Origin of the sequence: Paramagnetospirillum caucaseum (genome assembly GCF_000342045.1) — a bacterium.
GTDB lineage: Bacteria > Pseudomonadota > Alphaproteobacteria > Rhodospirillales > Magnetospirillaceae > Phaeospirillum > Phaeospirillum caucaseum.
Window position 1 is genome coordinate 1 of sequence record NZ_AONQ01000086.1, and the last position, 16,394, is coordinate 16,394.

The 16,394-nt window shown below is 54.1% G+C and carries 21 protein-coding genes; 9 read left to right on the forward strand and 12 right to left on the reverse strand.

The window, feature by feature from the left end; genetic code table 11:
• Both H261_RS26225 and H261_RS24100 read left to right on the forward strand, forming a co-directional pair.
• On the forward strand, nucleotides 1–221 hold a 221-nt coding region (locus H261_RS26225; protein ID WP_235062996.1), incomplete at its 5' end, for a hypothetical protein.
• Between the two features lie 164 nt (nucleotides 222–385).
• On the forward strand, nucleotides 386–1,129 hold the full coding sequence (locus H261_RS24100) for a bacteriohemerythrin (RefSeq protein WP_081609012.1): 744 nt from the start codon (nucleotides 386–388) through the stop codon (nucleotides 1,127–1,129).
• Nucleotides 1,130–1,155: 26 nt separating this feature from the next.
• On the opposite strand, the gene H261_RS20215 is transcribed toward H261_RS24100, so the two are convergent.
• From H261_RS20215 to H261_RS20225, 3 genes are read right to left on the reverse strand one after another with little or no spacing between them, the layout of a single operon-like run.
• Nucleotides 1,156–2,271 (reverse strand): hypothetical protein, encoded by a 1,116-nt coding sequence (locus H261_RS20215; RefSeq protein ID WP_040476999.1) that lies wholly within the window; start codon nucleotides 2,269–2,271, stop codon nucleotides 1,156–1,158.
• 40 nt (nucleotides 2,272–2,311) lie between these two features.
• Complete coding sequence (locus H261_RS20220) at nucleotides 2,312–2,950, reverse strand: response regulator transcription factor (RefSeq protein WP_008621348.1); 639 nt, start codon at nucleotides 2,948–2,950, stop codon at nucleotides 2,312–2,314.
• Nucleotides 2,947–4,584: a sensor histidine kinase gene (locus tag H261_RS20225; protein WP_008621349.1), complete on the reverse strand. Its 1,638-nt coding sequence runs from the start codon at nucleotides 4,582–4,584 to the stop codon at nucleotides 2,947–2,949. The genes H261_RS20220 and H261_RS20225 overlap by 4 nt, the downstream gene beginning before the upstream one ends.
• A gap of 113 nt (nucleotides 4,585–4,697) precedes the next feature.
• Here H261_RS20225 and H261_RS20230 point away from each other — a divergent pair, with 113 nt between their 5' ends.
• Nucleotides 4,698–5,264 carry a tyrosine-type recombinase/integrase gene (locus tag H261_RS20230; RefSeq protein WP_008621350.1) on the forward strand — a complete coding sequence of 189 codons (567 nt, stop codon included), beginning with the start codon at nucleotides 4,698–4,700 and terminating at the stop codon, nucleotides 5,262–5,264.
• Between the two features lie 26 nt (nucleotides 5,265–5,290).
• Here H261_RS20230 and H261_RS24995 read toward each other — a convergent pair whose 3' ends face one another.
• The 3 genes from H261_RS24995 to H261_RS20235 all read right to left on the reverse strand — a co-directional run bounded on the left by H261_RS24995 (nucleotide 5,291) and on the right by H261_RS20235 (nucleotide 6,116).
• The gene (locus tag H261_RS24995) at nucleotides 5,291–5,509 is read right to left on the reverse strand and encodes a hypothetical protein (RefSeq protein ID WP_152427000.1); all 219 of its coding nucleotides are present in this window, start codon (nucleotides 5,507–5,509) and stop codon (nucleotides 5,291–5,293) included.
• A 37-nt stretch (nucleotides 5,510–5,546) separates the two neighbouring features.
• Nucleotides 5,547–5,813, reverse strand: coding sequence for a hypothetical protein (locus H261_RS25000; RefSeq protein ID WP_152427001.1), 267 nt, complete (start codon nucleotides 5,811–5,813; stop codon nucleotides 5,547–5,549).
• Nucleotides 5,814–5,900: 87 nt separating this feature from the next.
• Nucleotides 5,901–6,116 carry a hypothetical protein gene (locus H261_RS20235; protein ID WP_040477001.1) on the reverse strand — a complete coding sequence of 72 codons (216 nt, stop codon included), beginning with the start codon at nucleotides 6,114–6,116 and terminating at the stop codon, nucleotides 5,901–5,903.
• 490 nt (nucleotides 6,117–6,606) lie between these two features.
• Between H261_RS20235 and H261_RS25005 the strand changes: the two genes are divergently transcribed.
• Nucleotides 6,607–7,746 carry a hypothetical protein gene (locus H261_RS25005; protein ID WP_152427002.1) on the forward strand — a complete coding sequence of 380 codons (1,140 nt, stop codon included), beginning with the start codon at nucleotides 6,607–6,609 and terminating at the stop codon, nucleotides 7,744–7,746.
• On the opposite strand, the gene H261_RS26565 is transcribed toward H261_RS25005, so the two are convergent.
• Both H261_RS26565 and H261_RS25010 read right to left on the reverse strand, forming a co-directional pair.
• Nucleotides 7,724–7,858: a hypothetical protein gene (locus H261_RS26565; protein WP_268743968.1), complete on the reverse strand. Its 135-nt coding sequence runs from the start codon at nucleotides 7,856–7,858 to the stop codon at nucleotides 7,724–7,726. The two genes, H261_RS25005 and H261_RS26565, sit on opposite strands and share 23 nt — an antisense overlap.
• 127 nt (nucleotides 7,859–7,985) lie before the next feature.
• Nucleotides 7,986–8,411: a hypothetical protein gene (locus H261_RS25010; protein ID WP_152427003.1), complete on the reverse strand. Its 426-nt coding sequence runs from the start codon at nucleotides 8,409–8,411 to the stop codon at nucleotides 7,986–7,988.
• A gap of 193 nt (nucleotides 8,412–8,604) precedes the next feature.
• Between H261_RS25010 and H261_RS20245 the strand changes: the two genes are divergently transcribed.
• On the forward strand, nucleotides 8,605–8,898 hold the full coding sequence (locus tag H261_RS20245) for a DUF6626 family protein (RefSeq protein ID WP_008621351.1): 294 nt from the start codon (nucleotides 8,605–8,607) through the stop codon (nucleotides 8,896–8,898).
• Nucleotides 8,899–8,962: 64 nt separating this feature from the next.
• On the opposite strand, the gene H261_RS25015 is transcribed toward H261_RS20245, so the two are convergent.
• Together H261_RS25015 and H261_RS25020 are read right to left on the reverse strand one after the other, a co-directional pair.
• Entirely contained in the window at nucleotides 8,963–9,214 is a 252-nt protein-coding gene (locus tag H261_RS25015) for a hypothetical protein (RefSeq protein ID WP_152427004.1), read from the reverse strand.
• An 841-nt stretch (nucleotides 9,215–10,055) separates the two neighbouring features.
• The gene (locus H261_RS25020; RefSeq protein ID WP_008621352.1) at nucleotides 10,056–10,559 is read right to left on the reverse strand and encodes a glycine zipper 2TM domain-containing protein; all 504 of its coding nucleotides are present in this window, start codon (nucleotides 10,557–10,559) and stop codon (nucleotides 10,056–10,058) included.
• A gap of 723 nt (nucleotides 10,560–11,282) precedes the next feature.
• On the opposite strand from H261_RS25020, the gene H261_RS20250 reads away from it, so the two are divergent.
• Nucleotides 11,283–12,857 (forward strand): site-specific integrase, encoded by a 1,575-nt coding sequence (locus tag H261_RS20250; RefSeq protein ID WP_040477005.1) that lies wholly within the window; start codon nucleotides 11,283–11,285, stop codon nucleotides 12,855–12,857.
• A gap of 19 nt (nucleotides 12,858–12,876) precedes the next feature.
• On the opposite strand, the gene H261_RS20255 is transcribed toward H261_RS20250, so the two are convergent.
• The gene (locus H261_RS20255) at nucleotides 12,877–14,184 is read right to left on the reverse strand and encodes a MobA/MobL family protein (protein WP_008621354.1); all 1,308 of its coding nucleotides are present in this window, start codon (nucleotides 14,182–14,184) and stop codon (nucleotides 12,877–12,879) included.
• A gap of 298 nt (nucleotides 14,185–14,482) precedes the next feature.
• Here H261_RS20255 and H261_RS20260 point away from each other — a divergent pair, with 298 nt between their 5' ends.
• Nucleotides 14,483–14,758 (forward strand): hypothetical protein, encoded by a 276-nt coding sequence (locus tag H261_RS20260; protein WP_008621355.1) that lies wholly within the window; start codon nucleotides 14,483–14,485, stop codon nucleotides 14,756–14,758.
• An 83-nt stretch (nucleotides 14,759–14,841) separates the two neighbouring features.
• Here the strand turns inward: H261_RS20260 and H261_RS25875 are convergent, their stop codons facing one another.
• Complete coding sequence (locus H261_RS25875) at nucleotides 14,842–15,456, reverse strand: hypothetical protein (protein ID WP_008621357.1); 615 nt, start codon at nucleotides 15,454–15,456, stop codon at nucleotides 14,842–14,844.
• A gap of 1 nt (nucleotide 15,457) precedes the next feature.
• Here H261_RS25875 and H261_RS20270 point away from each other — a divergent pair, with 1 nt between their 5' ends.
• The gene (locus H261_RS20270) at nucleotides 15,458–15,748 is read left to right on the forward strand and encodes an E2/UBC family protein (RefSeq protein ID WP_008621359.1); all 291 of its coding nucleotides are present in this window, start codon (nucleotides 15,458–15,460) and stop codon (nucleotides 15,746–15,748) included.
• A gap of 109 nt (nucleotides 15,749–15,857) precedes the next feature.
• On the forward strand, nucleotides 15,858–16,394 hold a 537-nt coding region (locus H261_RS20275), incomplete at its 3' end, for a ThiF family adenylyltransferase (RefSeq protein ID WP_008621362.1).

The window sequence follows — 16,394 nt, forward strand, 5'->3', positions numbered from 1 at the left end:
GCATGCTTCTTCATAATAAATTAAAGCCAATTATCCATGAGGAGGAAAGTTCAACATATAAACTGTTTTCTAAATATAACTTTATGATAGGCCATATTTGGAAAGAGAAGCAAACCTTGCGATGGGATGCTTCATTTTCCCCGCCCGACTGCAAACCTCCGTCTGATGGTGTTTTCCATGTTGAAAATGCTGAATTGCCAACATGGACGAAGAAGCTTTGATGAGTGACAACAATCTTTCAATCCGCCAAAGCCGACCAGTGCGGCAATCACCTCCAACCCGTGTCGTGTAACACGACAGCTCCCCACGTCTCCGTAGTTGCTACGGATGCAAATTCCCATGGTGCAGTGCCACTCTCGTCCAATAGCGAGGCAAAGGCGCACACATGCGGCTCAGATGGACAGATTGCATGGAATTGGGCATCCCCGAGTTGGATGAAGCCCACCGCCTGCTGTTTATGCGACTGGATGCCGTGGCCGCTGCCGTGGAAGCGCGGCTACTGGAAGCCGCTCAGATTGCTTTTGCTGAATTTGAGGAGGCCAACGAACAGCATTTTCAATTTGAAGAGGCGTTATTTCAAAAGGCAAGCAGCCATGAAGATGACCGCCACAGGGCAACCCATTCTGAAACCAGACGGATTGCCAACAATTTGAAAGAGGCGATCTGCGATAAGGGCGATTTCACAGCTGCTAGTAAAATTCTGGGCTTCCTAATCCCCGACTTGATCATTCATCTACATCAGGCTGATGCGTCTCTTGCGCAATCCCTGAAAGATTGTGGATATCGCAAAAATTCAGGCAATAACCGCAACATTAATGCGCGCGATAGCAATTTTACATTAAATACTGAAAATGGCTACATAACTATAAATGGAATTTATATCGCTATAAAAGACGGCATATTTGGACTTCATACGATAAAACACTTTGGAAAAATTACTGAGATGAGCATGTTAAATTACAGTGACAAACTTCTAGATCGTGATGATCTGGTTAAAAGTCTAGCCAACAAAGCCATGGATATTGGTGCGAATGCGCTTATCAATGTAGCATATAGAGAGGATAGGCCGATGTGCGTAGACTACTGGTGCAACATAATAGAGGCGGATGCGGTTCTTGTATCTATATGATACAAGTGACGCTTTATATTCATATTTCAAAATTTATAGACATACAGAATCCGTGAGGTGATCTCATACACCTCCAGGCTGTCGATGCTTCTGACGCGATAGCCGATTTCGGGGCGCACGCCGTTGCCGAATTCATAGCCGAGGCTCGTGTTGAACAGGTAGTCGCGCTTTTCCTCAACATTTGGGGCGTTGCTGATCCGCAGCGTGTAGCCGACGCTCAGTCGCCAATTCGCAGGATTTATCTCCATGCCTGTCGAGATGTAATCCCGCTCGGCTCTTTGCACACCGCCCCTGTTCCAGAAATGCTGGTACTCAAACATGGGGGCCACGACGAGCCAGTCGTCAAATTTCCATTCCTGCCGAATGCCTCCGACCACGCCGAGTTCGGCATCGGGAATATCGGAATTGGTGGTACTGATTTTTCGGACTTCCTGGCGCAACACTCCTGTGTGCCAGGAAAACCCCTCCATTGACGGAAGCTTGGTTCCCGTTGCCGAGAGCGCAAAGGAATCCAGCCGTCCCGTATTGCTCTGTCCACCGTCAAATTGGCGCTTCCGCGTTCGTGTCGGCGTTCCGATCCACGACTTGCTCATGATGGTGGTGTCGAGCATGAAGGCGCTGGCGGCGAGGCGGACTGTCCCAGTTTCCCCGCCCTTCACATTCATCCAGCCGCCAACGCCATTGCGATCCCATATGGCGTTGTCTTCGGCCAGTTCCCTGCCGAAATAGCCAGGAAGCGTGAGCCATGCCTGGCCGAATTCGGCTGCAAACCGTCCGCCGTAAACGCCCCATTCGTCCTTGCTGTAGTCGAGAACCAGGTTCTTCAGGTGCAATTGCTCATTGGCAAAAGCACGGCTTTCATCGGGATGGGGGTCAACGGCAGGGTCGTATGTGAAAAGCGTTTGGATCGAAAGTTCCTTGTTGAAGTTCGCTTTTATGAATGGCTCAACAAACACGAAAAGGTCATTGCGCTGCGTCTTGTCTTCCGCTGCATAGCGCCAACGATCAGCAATGAACATATTCACTGTTCCGCTAATCGAGGGTTTCTGGTCGCTGGAAATATCAGCTGCGGTTGCGGACATCACGCCAATTGAAGCGACGAACACTACAGCGACCATGCTGCGGAAGCAAAAGCGACGCATTTATCGGGCCTTTTATGAATGATGTGCGGCGAACGCGGCATTATGTTGCGGTCAACTCAGCATAAAAATGCCGAGTATGAAAAAGAACTGCGGCAATATCGCGTGCAGATGTTAGGCTAAGTTTTTCAGCAATCTGATTGCGATGTGTTTCAACAGTGCGGTGGCTGATTTCCAATTCCAAGCCAACCTCTTTAGCTGTCGCCCCTTTGCCGAGATGCATCAAGATTTCCCGCTCACGAGGAGTGAGCAGTGAGAAATTGCGGACAAAATTGGCAGCACGTCCATATTGCTTGCAGATGTGTTCATGCGCAGAGCATGCCGACACAGCCGTTTCAACCAGCTTCTCGTTGCGAACAGGCTTCTCGATCCAGCCAAAAGCCCCAAGCTGAACGGCATGAACCGCCGTCGCTATATCGCCATAGGCGGAAATCATGATGACGGGCATATCAAAGCCACGTTCACGGGTCTCTCTGTAAGCGTCCAGGCCCGACAGGTCGCCCAGCCGCAGATCCATGAACGCGCAGCCCTGAGCGTTCATGGGGTGCTTGGCAAAGAACGAGGCGGCATCGCAGTACCCTGCTGCATTGAAAGACCTCGACGACAGCAGCCAGACAACCGCCTCGCGGAAACTTTCATCATCATCGACCACGGCAACGGTAAAGCGTTGATTGTCGCTCATGATCGGGGTGCCTTCACGACGGGAAGCCAGAACGAAATGACCGCGCCACCTTCAGGGCGGTTCAGGATGGACAACGCTCCACCATGGCCTTCAATGATGGTCTTAGAGATGGGAAGGCCGAAGCCGCTGCCCCCGATTTTCGTGGAGGCAAACAGCGCATGGCCCGCCTTCTCCATGTCCTCAGCGAGGCCCGTTCCATTATCCGATACAGTCACGTTGATCCGCTCGTCGCCAAGGTTGCTTTCTACAATGAGGCGGCGGTCTGCTGGGGGAACAGCGCTCATAGCCTCGCAAGCATTCCGCACGAAATTCACCATCACCTGCTGCAAGGAAGCCTTGACGCCCGATACCCGAGCAGAAGCGATTACATCAAAACTCGCCGTTACGCCGTGATCTTTGCAAATCTGGCGCAGCAGCGGATCGACATCCTGCATGACGCTGGAGAAATCGAACGTCTCCCGCTGGCCTGCCGCATGTTCAATTTTGGATTGGGCTGCTGAAATGATTTCCCCGATGCGCTGGACCTCGCGGTCTGTGCGTTTGGCCAGCATCAGCGCGTCGTCGGTGCGGTTGGCATCCTTTTCAATGTAGCCGACAAGACCCTCGACATAGGTAGAGACCACCGCCAGTGGCTGGCGAATTTCATGGGCCAATTTCGCCGCAGTTTGCTGCCCCGTAAAATGGGTATAGGCACGATCAAGCGCACGCTCCTGCACGCGCAGCTTCTGCACGCTGCGTTCACGCTCACTGGTCATGCTGCCAATGATCAGGCCGAGATAGCCGACCGACAGCATGAAGTACGGAGCGCCCGCGACAATCCGATGATCGGGAGCCAACCAACTGGCCACCGTAATGGAGATGTTGGCGATCAAGCTGGATGCCGCCGAACCCACATTGCCGAAATGCATGGCGGTCCAGGCAATAGGAAGCATCAGGAAATACGACATCGGCCCTTGGTCCTGCCCCAGAACCACTGCGACCGTTTCCACATAGAGCGCCAACCCGATTGCGATAAAACTGGCGACAAGCCAGATCAGCGATCGTCCGTTAGTCGCGGCCACCCAATCAGTGCGCGTCAGCAGTAAGGCAGGGGTGAGCGTGACGATGCCAATTGCGTCACCGAGAGAGAACCGCAGAACCATATCCCAGTAGTTTGCCCAAGGGATCAGCTCATCGGCACAGAAGGTCACGATGAGGGCCAGCGCCGCCGCAATAGGAACCAGCAACGAGGCAATTGAGAAGGCAATCAGGTGGCGCATGTTGGCGAGGTCAATGCGGGCATAACCAAGCGAGCGCCGTAATGCATGAACCCCAACGACGTAGGTCGTCGGAGGAATGGCCCACGAGAGAAAAATGGCAACTGCCGAATGCGGATATGGGGCCGTGGCGACGATATAGCCAACGCCAACATATGCCATGGGCCACAGGCGCGGGAACCTGAGCAGAAATGCAAAAGTTAAACCCGCAGGAGGGAACCATGCGCTAACCCCTGGAGCAGCCCCCATGGCAATGGCCGCACGGAATAGGGCGATCCACGCAAAGACATAAACGGCACTTATTGCAGCGTCAAAGAGCAGCGCGCCCTTTGTCGCCGCTCGCACCGAAGCAAATACCTCATAAAAGCTATGTTTCATTATGTTTCACGCTAATACATTGAAGGCAATAGAATAATGGAGCCGTAGCGATCGCACCCATATCTATCGTATAATGATAAATGCGTAAAGCATGCATTTTATGAGGTTCTCCAATGAAGCAAGCAAGGGTGCCAACCGAAACAGAACTCAAGCGCGTCCTCACGGTAGTTGCGCAATCTCGTTTTGCCGCCCGCAACCGTATGGCGTTAATGTTGAGTTATTATGCAGGACTTCGTGTTGGTGAGATCGCCGCGCTGAAGTTGGGTGACGTGATCGACAGCGAGCGCCACTTGCGTGACTGCATCTCACTCAAGGCGGCGATGACCAAGACCAAAGAAGCTCGGACGATCTTCGTCAATGGCAAGCTGAGAAAGGAAATTGAGCGCTATGTGTCGTGTTACACGACACTTGATCTTGCCGAGCCGCTGCTGATGACGCAGAAGCGCACAGCGTTTTCGGCCAACACGCTGTGCCAGCTATTCGGCCAGATATACGACGAAGCTGGCATTGACGGTGCGACCAGCCACAGTGGACGGCGTTGGTTCATCACGCGGTTGGCTCATTCGGGGGTGTCGGCCAAAGTCATCATGTCGCTGGCGGGACACAAGCACATGAGCACGACACAACGCTATATTGACGTGAACGATGAAATGATGCGGGCGGCGGTGGAGATTCTTTGACGGTGAACTATGCTGACCGCGTATTTCTAGGCCCCATCGGTCAGTGGCTTGAATGCTTGATGCATTCGCAAGCAGGCAAACTCAAGTTCGCATTCTGCCTTGAACGGGCAGATTTCAACCTCTTCAATCATGATTTCCATGGCGTGATAGCGGCCAACATTCATGGCCGCCAGCAATTGCCGAACACGCCTGGGCAGACAATGCATGGGCCGTGATGGTTTTGTGATTTCGACTTTTTCCGACATTTTGAGCCCATTTACGCCCACGGGTTCTCTATCAATTCTATGGCAATTCCTTTAGCAGGGCAGCGCAGGTGATGGTGCATAGGGCGCGATCTTCGCATTCGCGGCCATTCGTGCAATTCAGCATCGAATTGATAGCTCGCCGATGAAGGTCGATCTGATCGTTTCCCGCAAGCGCAGGTCGCTTCCGCATCACCTTTAGCGTTTTGCATTTTTCGCCGTCGTGGCTCATGCCCAACTCCGATGTTTTTGAGGACATGGCGGGTGGTTCGAGGCCGAAAATTTGCCAAAGCGGGGAGGCGTTCATCGGATCGGTTCCACGACACATTTCGCAGTTGAAATTCTACCAGATGGTGGGGTGGTGGATTATCCGTAGCGGATACTGACTGGTCGCCTACGATTGAGTGGCCGTGGCCATGAGCTTGTTCAGCTCCCCTTGCTGCTTTGTCAGGGACGCTCTGGCGCTGCTGATCTGCTCACGCTTCTTCTGCACGGACGCGGCTTGCTTGAGCTTCTTGGCCTGATCGGCCTTCGCGTCGGCCTGTCGCTTCAGATTGTCCGCGAAGCTGTCGGCCGCTGCCTCCTCGCTGATGAATTCCCATAGTCGCATCGCCGTCTCCCTGTTGCCTTGTTTCCATGGCTATTTATGGGAGTGGGTGTCGTGTAACACGACAGGTCAGCGAACTGCGCTTGCCAGGAAGTAGCCGACCGTGAAAAAGGCCGCCAATGCAAACAGCGACAGCACGCGCCCACGGCGAACGCGCCGTTGACGAATGCGAGTTGGGCGTGGGGCGAGGTAGGTCATTGCAGTTCCAAGTCGGCTTCAGTGTCGTGTAACACGACACCGCGACAATGTGCAGATAATTTTCTATTAGATCAATGACTTGCAAATGACGCGATTGCTGCTATGCAGCAATGTGGCTTGGCGTGACATGGCGACAAAAATTATTTCCAAATTCGCATTCGCAGCACCACAGATCGGGATAAATACAATGCTGGGGCTTAACTGCATCCGACGGGAACAGTGACAGCCTCTTTCATTGCGTTTTCCAGGCCGCCCCAGCGTTTCAACTGAAAACGCATTGGGAGGAAAACGCATTATGGCTACAGAACAATGGATCAGACACATCAACCGACTTTGCGAAATTCGGAATAACCCGCGCCTGCACAACATGCTGATTGGCCTGGTCGTGGATTTTCACCGCTTGGGGGAATGCTCGCTTGAGCGTGGCAATTGGCTGGTCAACCAACTTAAATTTCATTTCCGAGAGACAATCGGCCACAGCGGAGCAATCATTCTGTCAACGGCGCAGCGTAGGGAGATTAAGGAAGCTGTTGGGCTTGCGCTTTCTGAAGCAGGCGCAGCGCAGTTGTCCTCTCTCCGCAACACATTCTCACACATCCCCAACAGATATTTCACGTCACTCGCGCACAAAGGCCACAAAAAAGGCGGGAATTTATCTTTGTCTTCAAATGGCTGCGATACTGCTATTGCTAGACTATTGCTAAAACTAATCGATGGGCCGTTGCCGCATTCGCGGCCTTCGGCCACGCCCAATTTCTTTTCTTCCGATCTCGTCGATGGTGGCTCGCTTGCTGCTCGCCACCTGGGAGAAGAAGAGGCGATCTCGCCACTCGGCATGAATGCCAATGTGATTGACGATGCGGCTTCGCCACTTCGTGGCTTTGCCGCCAAATCGGACGAGCCATTGGAAGGAAAGAGAGAGCCACTTGGAGGTGAGGCCAATTCCGCAAATCAGGCAATGACCAAGCCGAAATCCCGTCAGGTGGACGCCCATGCCAGCAAAGCCACGATATCGCTTTGGGTCAATGGCGGATCAAAAAGCTCCGTTACGGCCATTTTGGAGGTAGGGAAGGAAAAGCTCCGCCTGAACTTTGTCGCCCCACGCAAAGCCCAGAAGTTGAGCTATATCACGGAACATGGTGGAGAAGAGGAGCGGGAATGGCTGGCTGGGCTGACCGCCAAAACGGATGCTGCTGCACGCCAGTTAAGCGGGACATTGGGCGGAAGGCACGTTATGAGCGCTATTCACCACGAGACTGATACGGCTTGCCGTGAAACTGGTGTTGCCAACGGTGTTGCCCTACTGGTCTGCAATGACGACACCCCCACCAGCTGCTGCGTGGTGCTCGACGATAGGGCGTTGCACTTCGGCCTCGATCCATTCAACGGTCCTTCAGCAAGGTCGCCGCAGTTCAAGAAGACAATCGTGCTTTGAGGCAATTCAATGTCGCAGTGATGGCCTGATGCACGGCCTCCTCAATCAGCACGACCTCGTTGGCAAAGCCGATCTCGCAGTGGCCCTTCGGCAAATAGGTCAGTCTGTTCATGGCGTTTTCTCCTCATCGCGGCAGCGTCCAGCGTGGCGCTGCTCCGCAAGCGTATTTAGCGCGGATGGCTAAATAGCTGAACAACGCGATATAAAAAAGAGGGGCAAAGCCCCCCTTTAATTCACATTTATGACAAGTGCCTGGAGAATATAAACACAATAGGGCCTGCTACTCCAATGATCATGTAAACAAGTGGGAGTATTGCTGCCTTAGCAGAAGCATCCCACGCAATTTCGCTGGATATTTTTTTTGTAGCCAAAACCAATCCTCCGTAATACCCGATGGTAACGATGGCTATTACATATAAAATAACTACAACTAATGAGTTCGACAAGAAAATTAGGCTTGATATCGGGTAGCATATAATTGCGACAAGAACACTCCCAAGCAACTGAATCACAAAACGTTTTTTGAATGTTGGCTTAAGTGAATTTAATCCTGAAATCTTAAATCCAAATCCATGAACGACGGCGCCAACGGCACCGCCTATCAAAGTTGCAATTGATATCATTATAAATGCAAAAATACCAAGTGCAGCAAATGCGCTTTCCATTTTGGTTACTCCATCTTCATTTTATGCGAACGTTTACTCGCAAGAGCAATTAATAAATAATTCGCAGTGCATATTTGATCGATCCGTATTGAATACGGATATGGCCGCGTACCGTTATTTTTGCGCTGCTCCGCAAGCGTATTTAGCGCGGTCGGCTAAATAGCTGGACGAAACGCCTTGAGGAGGAACGGTCATGCTGCTGGAGAAGGTCTATGGGGAATTGCGGGATATGTGGATGGTTGAGAGCCAGTATGAGTTCTCGCGGTTCTGGCTCGGCCAATCGCGCAGCTATATGTCCTGTGCCAAGGCGCGGCAGCGGCCACCGTCATTGTTGGTGCTGATGCGACTGTCGCAACGCCTTGCGTCCATCTCGGCCAAATATGCCGCTGTGGCGACGACCGAGATGGAGAAGGCCAATACACGCAAGCTTCACCACTTGAATCGCATGGTTGGCGACGCACTCGGACGGCTAGCATCCGTGACCTGAACGATTTATAATTGCAATTGCACCTATAAAGTTCGAACGTTTCACGCTCCATCACTAATACTACTTACCTGCCGCCCCCCAAAGCGGTGCATTTTTGCAATGTCTGAAGAAAGGCCATCGTCTCTTTCTGGCTGCCCTTTATCCGCTCTTGTGCTGCCAGTTGCTCCGTTAAGCATTGTGGAGCCTTAGACATGTCGTTACCCGCATCTGTATAGCACTTGCAAACGTTTTCAGCTTCCTTAGCCCCATTGTTGCTGTCGCATGCGGCCAAATTGACCGCAACAAGCGATCCAACAATTACGAAAAGACGCTTCATTGCTATCTCCACCCTAGTGTATAGAGGCGTTTTATCGAAATATTACTAGTAAGAGACCATAGCATACTGCTCGGCAGCATCGTATCCGTAGCAAATACGGATTTTCTTTGTCACGAAATGGCGCTGATATGGATTCAGATCCATAGAGGAGCTCGTCATGCAAAAAATACTAAAATCACTATGCTCAGCACTGGCAGTTATTCTGTTGCTAGGAATGCCAGTTGCTGCGGATGAGCTAAGCTCAAAAGCCGTCTCTTCTGTAGATGGTAGCGCAAAAACCATCCTTGGAATCCAGGTCGCACAAGGTGGCATGGCCACTATGCAGTGCATTGATCGATGCGAAGCACAGAATAAGGCATGCATGCAAAACCCAGCAAACGGACAGGCATGTTACGATCAATACTCAGCATGTGTTAACAGATGCCAGCGTTAATATATAAATGAGCGTCAGGTCACTATCGCTTTATGCGGTAGTGACTTTCACGCAATACAGTTATGCCAGGGTGAGATATATAAAAAAAGGTGATGCTGTGTCGAAGGTCATAAAATTATTCATTGCTCTTGTTATTGTCGCATCAATTGCAAAATGCGCCACTGACGAAGGCGGCAAAAAAAATAGGAACAGCACAATTAATGACGGATACCCGTGTGACAAAGTTAGCAAGCTGCTTCACACGCCATATGCAAGTGGCGGATGTAATGTCACTGGCATGGGGATTGGAGGATTTGAGGCAAAGCCATTTATGGATACGTGCTTCAGCGATCATGGCCTCGACTTTGCCACAGCTGCCAGAATGTGTAAGCCGTAGTTTTTTATTAAATATAAGCCAATAAAAGTTGGCTATCGAGATGACCACGAGCCATCAGCATTTCTGCAGACAAGAACGACATTTTCGACTTCTTGCCCCTGAATCTCCCAGACCTCTACAAGCTCCCTGCATGTTTGCCCCGTGGATCGTTCTGTACCCTGACGGGTGGAGATTGCCGCTCCTTGATTTCCAGAGTTAGGATTGTTCCATCTGAATGGGGTCCCAACTGGAGCCGCAAGCGCTTTCTGTTCCATTTCGGCAGCCTGCTTGCGATCTTGCTCATCGAGCAGGCTGCCGAGGTAATATCCCGCACTAGCACCGAGCAGGCCGCCAAATATGGTCATGGCCGTCTTGCCCGACGCCCGTCCAAATTGGTTTCCTCCATATGCCCCCAATCCAGCACCCGCTATGGTGCCCGCCAGCGCCTTTGGTCCCATAAGATTTTTTTCAGAACGGTCTGAGCCATCAATTGGCGCACAGGCGCCAAGTAAGGCGGTCGAAACCGCAAATGCCTCAATAATTCTAAAAGATCGCATCGGGATGGTCGGTTTTCTGACCGTCGAAGCAGTCGCCTAATGAACACCCTTTATGGCGAGACAGGTGCTCAAAGTGAGCAGATGATGTGTCTGATTCTTTGTATGGGCGCACAGGGCCTTTGCATTCTGTGCAGCGCATCTGGACACCACCACCGATTGCAAGTGCCTCTTCAACGCTTTTTACTTCCCAGCCTGTTCCTTTGCGGACTTCGCAGTGACTGTTTCTGATCATTCTGCCCCCAACAGTTTGTTTTGCCTCAGAAAAACTCTTAAGCATAAAGTGTATCAGAGGCTGGGTGTCGGGCTTATCCGTATTGGTTACGGATGTTCGGCAAGGCAATGTGGCCGCATCGCCGTCGTGTTACACGACAGCCGACCGCCGCGTTCGGTGGTCAGACTTCCCATTATAGCATACGATAACGAGCAAAATCGGACAAGAACAAATAAAGAACACACTTCGTTGCAGTGAGCCGCTGAAGCGTCTATGGCAATGAAAACATTGAGAAAAGTGGGAGAAAATTAGCAGTTTCGTTAGCAGTTATTTTTCATGTATCATAACACATTGTTTTTACAGCTATTATTTAAAGTACCGACAAACTCTGACTCCGCCAGTCTAGGTTCGAATCCTAGTCCCCCAGCCAACTCTGCATTTCCAAGCACTTACAGCGTCGGAACCACGGTCTGTGTAGCAATGCTACACACCGTTGCTACACGGTGCTGTGAATGCTGGCTCTCAGGGGCACGGTCTACCACTTCCGCAAACGGGTTCCCGAACACCTGAAGCCCGTCGTCGGTCGTTCCGAACTATGGCTTTCCCTGCAAACTTCATCCAAGCGTGAGGCTTACAAACGGGGGTGCCTGTTGTATGGTCTGACGCAAGGGTTGTTTGCTCGGGCGAAGAACATGTCTCAGGTCGAGATTGAACAGGAATTGGGCGAATACGCCCGCTTGGTTGTCTCGGTAGCTCGGGAAGAGGCGGCGATTGAACGACTGAAAGCGGAAATTGCTGAAAAGCGGTCGCAGACTGCCGAACTGCATTTCTTGACGGAGACCCTGAACCACGAACTGGCGGTGGAACAGCGGTTGAAGGCTCTGACCGCCCGTTTGGAGAGCGTTGAGCAAAAGTCCAATAGCGTCGGCGGTCGTCTCAAGGAATCTCGTGCGACCACTGCCGCCTTGATCGGTGCCCTCGCTGGTGGCGGTGGTGCGGCAATGCTTCAGCCGCCGAAGGAATCCCCGCCATTTTTGGATAATGTCAAGGCGTTCATTGCCGAGAAGCAACGCAAGGCTGACGGCATTGATCCATGGACGAACCAGACCGCCAACCAAGCGGCGGTAACTTTTCGCCTGTGGGTGGAGATCGTAGGGCTGAAGCCTGTCCGCGAGTACACGAAAGCGGATGCAGGGCACTTTCGGGAGATGTTGCTCAAACTGCCGTCTTCGCATGGCAAGGCTCGCAACGGCATGCATGCTCTTGAAGCAATCAAGCTGAATGAGGGTCTGGGTAAGCCCACGGTAGCCATGAAAACGGTGAAGCGGCATTTCTCAGCCATGAATCAGTATTGGGAGTGGTTGAATACGCTGGGGCATGTTGATGATACAATCTTTACGGGCTTCAAATTCCCTGCAGCAAAGTCCAAAAGAAAGAGTAGGGATGACTGGACGGCAGAGGATTTGGCAAGGCTGTTCGCCTCGGATTGGTACGCCCCAGACGCAGACAGAGAAGGGGCGTGTTTCTGGTTTCCTTTAATCGCCCTGTTCACTGGGATGAGGGTAGAGGAAATCGCCCGTCTTCGTGCGGTCGAAGATATCCAGGTGAAAGACGACTTGCCCTGTTTCATTCTTCAGCCACACCCGGACGGTTGGCATCCGAAGACCGAGGCGGGCGAACGAGTGGTTCCCATCCACGCGAAACTGATCGAATTGGGGTTGATGAGGCTGGTGGAGAAACGCCGCAAGGCGGGCGACTACCGTCTGTTCCCCAAATTGAAGCCGAAAGGTCCCGATCAGAAACTGTCCGCCGCCATCAGCCGTCTCTTTTCTAAACACAAGATTGCGTTAGGCGTTGCTCGCAAAACCTGTTTCCATTCGTTCCGTCATAGCGTCCGAACCATTCTGACCAACACGGGGGCGGAATTGCGGGACGCGTGGATTGACGCGGTTATGGGGCACGCCGCCGACGAGCAAGGCTCGGAGGGTGTTCGCACCTACACCAAGCGGATTTACCCGAAGTGGCTCAAGAAGGTGGTGGACGCCATCGAACCCGAGGTGGATTTGACGGCTATTCGCGGGCTTTGATGAAGTGGGGCGTGGGGAGTTACATCCTCATGCCCTTGTAGGCGTTTTCCTCGTCTGGGGACTTCTTCTTTGGCGGCGGGTTCCGTTCAAGGAACTCCTTCGCCTTCTCTCGCTTGATCTGGCGTGCGAGTTCTTCGTTGACCTTGTATGCCTCGGCTGGCTTGGTGGTGGCAAGTTCCCGCTTGTTGGCTTCCTCGTTCTCCTTGGCGGTGCGTTCCGCCTTGGGGCGAAGGTTGGTCTTTTCCTTTTCGAGATGTTCGATTGCCTCAACCCGTGTCTGTGTGGCTTCCGCGAACGCCCTGTCCAGCCGTTCCCGTTCTTCTTCCCACTGCCTTAGCTTGCCGTTGAACCTGCACCAGAAGCCCTTGGGCTTGGCGGTGGCGTGCTGACGCTGGGCGTTTTCCGCGTCTGTGAGCCGCCATAGGCTTTGGATGCTTGCTTCCTTCGCGTCCTTGGTCAGGTCGGCGAGGATCGCCTTCGGGTCGGTTGGACGTGGGATTGGTTTTGCCCGCTTCAACCGCTCGGTCAGGTCGATGATTTCGGCTTCAGCGGCAGTCGCCTCCTGAACGGCTTCCTTCTTCTGCTGGCGGAACTGAAGCACTTCGGCAAGGTCGGGCGTAACCTCGCCTGTTTGCTCCAATTTCTTGAAGTGCCATCTCGGCAAAGTGGGTTCGGCGGCGGGCTTACCCAACGCTTCGTTGGACTTGTAGCTGATCTCCAGAGCAACGCCGTTCGATTGGCACCATGCGGTTGCCCTGTCCGCCAGGTCATCCCGATACGCCTTCATCTTCTCGCCCGTGGGCTTCCTGCCCTTGCTGAAGTCGGCGAAAATGTCGTTCCAGTCCCTCGCCTTGTTTTTGCTGAAGCCCGTCTCGGTGGACTGGTCGAACCGCCTCATGGTCAACATGGCGTGGATGTGGTCGTTCGCCCCACCGTCGGAGGCGGTGATGCGGTGGATGGCGAAGTCCACCGCCATGCCCTGCTCGGCGTAGGGTCGGAGCATGGAGCGGGCGAAATCCGCCTGAAGGTCGGTCGGGATTTCGCGGGGTATGTCCAACACCATGGTTCGGGCGGTCTGGCTGTTGCCGCGAGTCTCCGCACGCTCGGCGGCTTGCCACAGGCTGGCACGGTCGGAAGCCCATGCGGGTGCATCGGCGGGAAGGATGATTTCCTTGTGGGCGACCTCGTCCGCCTTGCGGGTGAAGTCGAAGGTCTGCCCCGTGGTGATGTCGTCCAGCTTCTCGCCCGCTTCGTAGGCGGCGGCTTTGACAGCATTGCCGCCCGCTGACCGTTGAACCACGCCGACATTGACACCGTTCTGTTTCATGTTCTCCCCCTATTCGCTTCGTATTCGCCCCGCATTCGTTTTGTGTGTGTCTTTGTGTTTGCTTCGCATTCGGTTTCCGTGTGTGCCGCCGTTCGGTTTTGCATTCGCTTCGCGTTCGGTCGGCATTCGGTTTTCGTGTGGTTCCCTTATGGGGTTTGGGGCGTAGTCCCAACGAGCACAAACGCAGTTTGTATAAGCGAGATTAAAGAAAAGAATTCACAAATGCAAATCAAGTAACAATATAGTTATTGAATGCCGAATGAATTGATGGCGGCGTGTTTTGTTTGGAGGGAATGCGATGAAGTCTATTGTTGAATTGAAGGGGGAATTGCAAAAAGCGGAACAGAGGAAACGGCGTGCGGATGTGAAGCTCGCCCAACTGAAGCGGGCGAAGTCGAAGACGGAACGGCAGAAACGGGCTGAGATGCTTCACAGTCTCGGCGGGATGGTGCTGAAGCGGTGCGGGGAGGACGGGAAGCTCTTGAAGTACGTCCGCAAGCTGGTGGAACGCGATGCCGGCGTTCATCTCGATGCGTTCGAGGGTACGCCCCTACACCCGTCCAACAGGGAATAGGGAAAGGGGGAAAGGCGTAGCAGGAGCCGCCCGAACCGCCTCGCCCTCTGGGCGAGCGGCGAAGGGGGCGGGAGCGTCGTCGGTCAGGCGGCGGCACGTTCCGCCCGTCTGTGTTTCATCATCGCCCGCCAACCGTCGAAATCCTGAAGCCCAGAGGCGTTTTTCCCTTCCTTCCCTATTCCCTCCATGCCCGCGAGGGCATGGGAAGGGGAGTCCGCCACCGTCTCGAAGTCCTCCCTTGGGGAATTGGTAACAATTGAAAGTCCAGATTCCGTCTCGCTCTTTTTGTCCACCAGTTGCCAGCGGACGGGACGAAGCAGAATTTCATTCCCTGTGCGTGGATTGACTATCGCCGCGGTCGCTGTGTAGGTGCCGCCCCAACAATCCGTCTGTTCCTCGCGGCGGGTGGTCAGGCGGTCGCCTTTGCTGAACGCTCCGAGCATGATCAATGCTCGCTTCCATTGCCCTTTCTTCATCGCTCTGCGAACGGAACGGAAGGTTGGGTCGAGGTCGGCGGGGTGGTCTTCCGTCCTCAGGGTGCGGTGGATTGCCTTCCATTTACCGATGAGTCCTTTGGGAAGCCCGACCAGCGAGAAGCGGCGGGTGCCGTTGCGGCTTGCCCATGCGGCATGGCGGTCGCCGCTGTCGTCCCGTTCATCGGCTTCCGCCTCGCCGTCGTCGGTTTTGGCGGCGTTCATCGTGCTGGAGTCCTTCCTCCTGCCCGGCAGCCGCTTCGACGCCGAGCGAGCGGACATCCTCATCCTTCTGCCGCCGGGCTATCCGGACACGGCTCCGGACATGTTCTACCTGCTCCCCTGGGTGCGTCTCGTCGGGAAGGGCGCTTACCCCAGGGCCGCCGACATCCGTTTCGATTTCGACGGTAAGACCTGGCAGCGCTGGTCCCGCCACGAGCCGCAGTGGCGTCCCGGCGTCGACGGGATCTGGACCATGCTGAAAAGGGTGGAACGCGCCCTGGAGGTGGCGGCATGACCGTCCTGTCCATGACCCTTCGGGAGAACCATCGCCAGGAGCTTCCGTTGCGTCCATCGCCACCATCGGCGAGGGACTGGCGCTCAGCTACGCGGGGCGGGGCCGCGGAATGGCCGAAGAGGCGTTCGCGCGCCAGGCATTGGCCTTCGGGGAGGCCCTCAACGGGGATCTCCGCCGTCTTCGGGTCGGCGTCGTGGGCTGCGGCGGCACAGGAAGCGCGGTCGCCATGCTTCTCGCGCGGCTCGGGGTCGGCCAGATTGCTCTCTTCGACGAGGACGTGGTCGAGCGGACTAACCTGAACCGGCTCCACGGGGCCCGGCAGTCCGACGCCGACGCCATGAGGCCGAAAGTTCAAGCCGTGGCGGCGTCCATCGCCGACATGGGGCTTGGCGTGCGAGCCATGCGGAGCGCGAGGCGCATGAGAGGGTTTGACGGGGCGAAAAGAGGCATGGAGTGGCCTGCGTATGCAGTTGCAGTTAACGTTTTGTACCATGCCGTCGAGTCGCCGTCAAATCGGCCTCCTCCGCACTTCTGGGGTGTGCTAGCCTGGTTGGGTAGACAGTCCACAACGACGGTCCACAGCGCCATCGACGGCGTCGGAACCCTGGCGGAAATGCTGGGCTTCAGAGAGTTTCGCTGGGGGTCC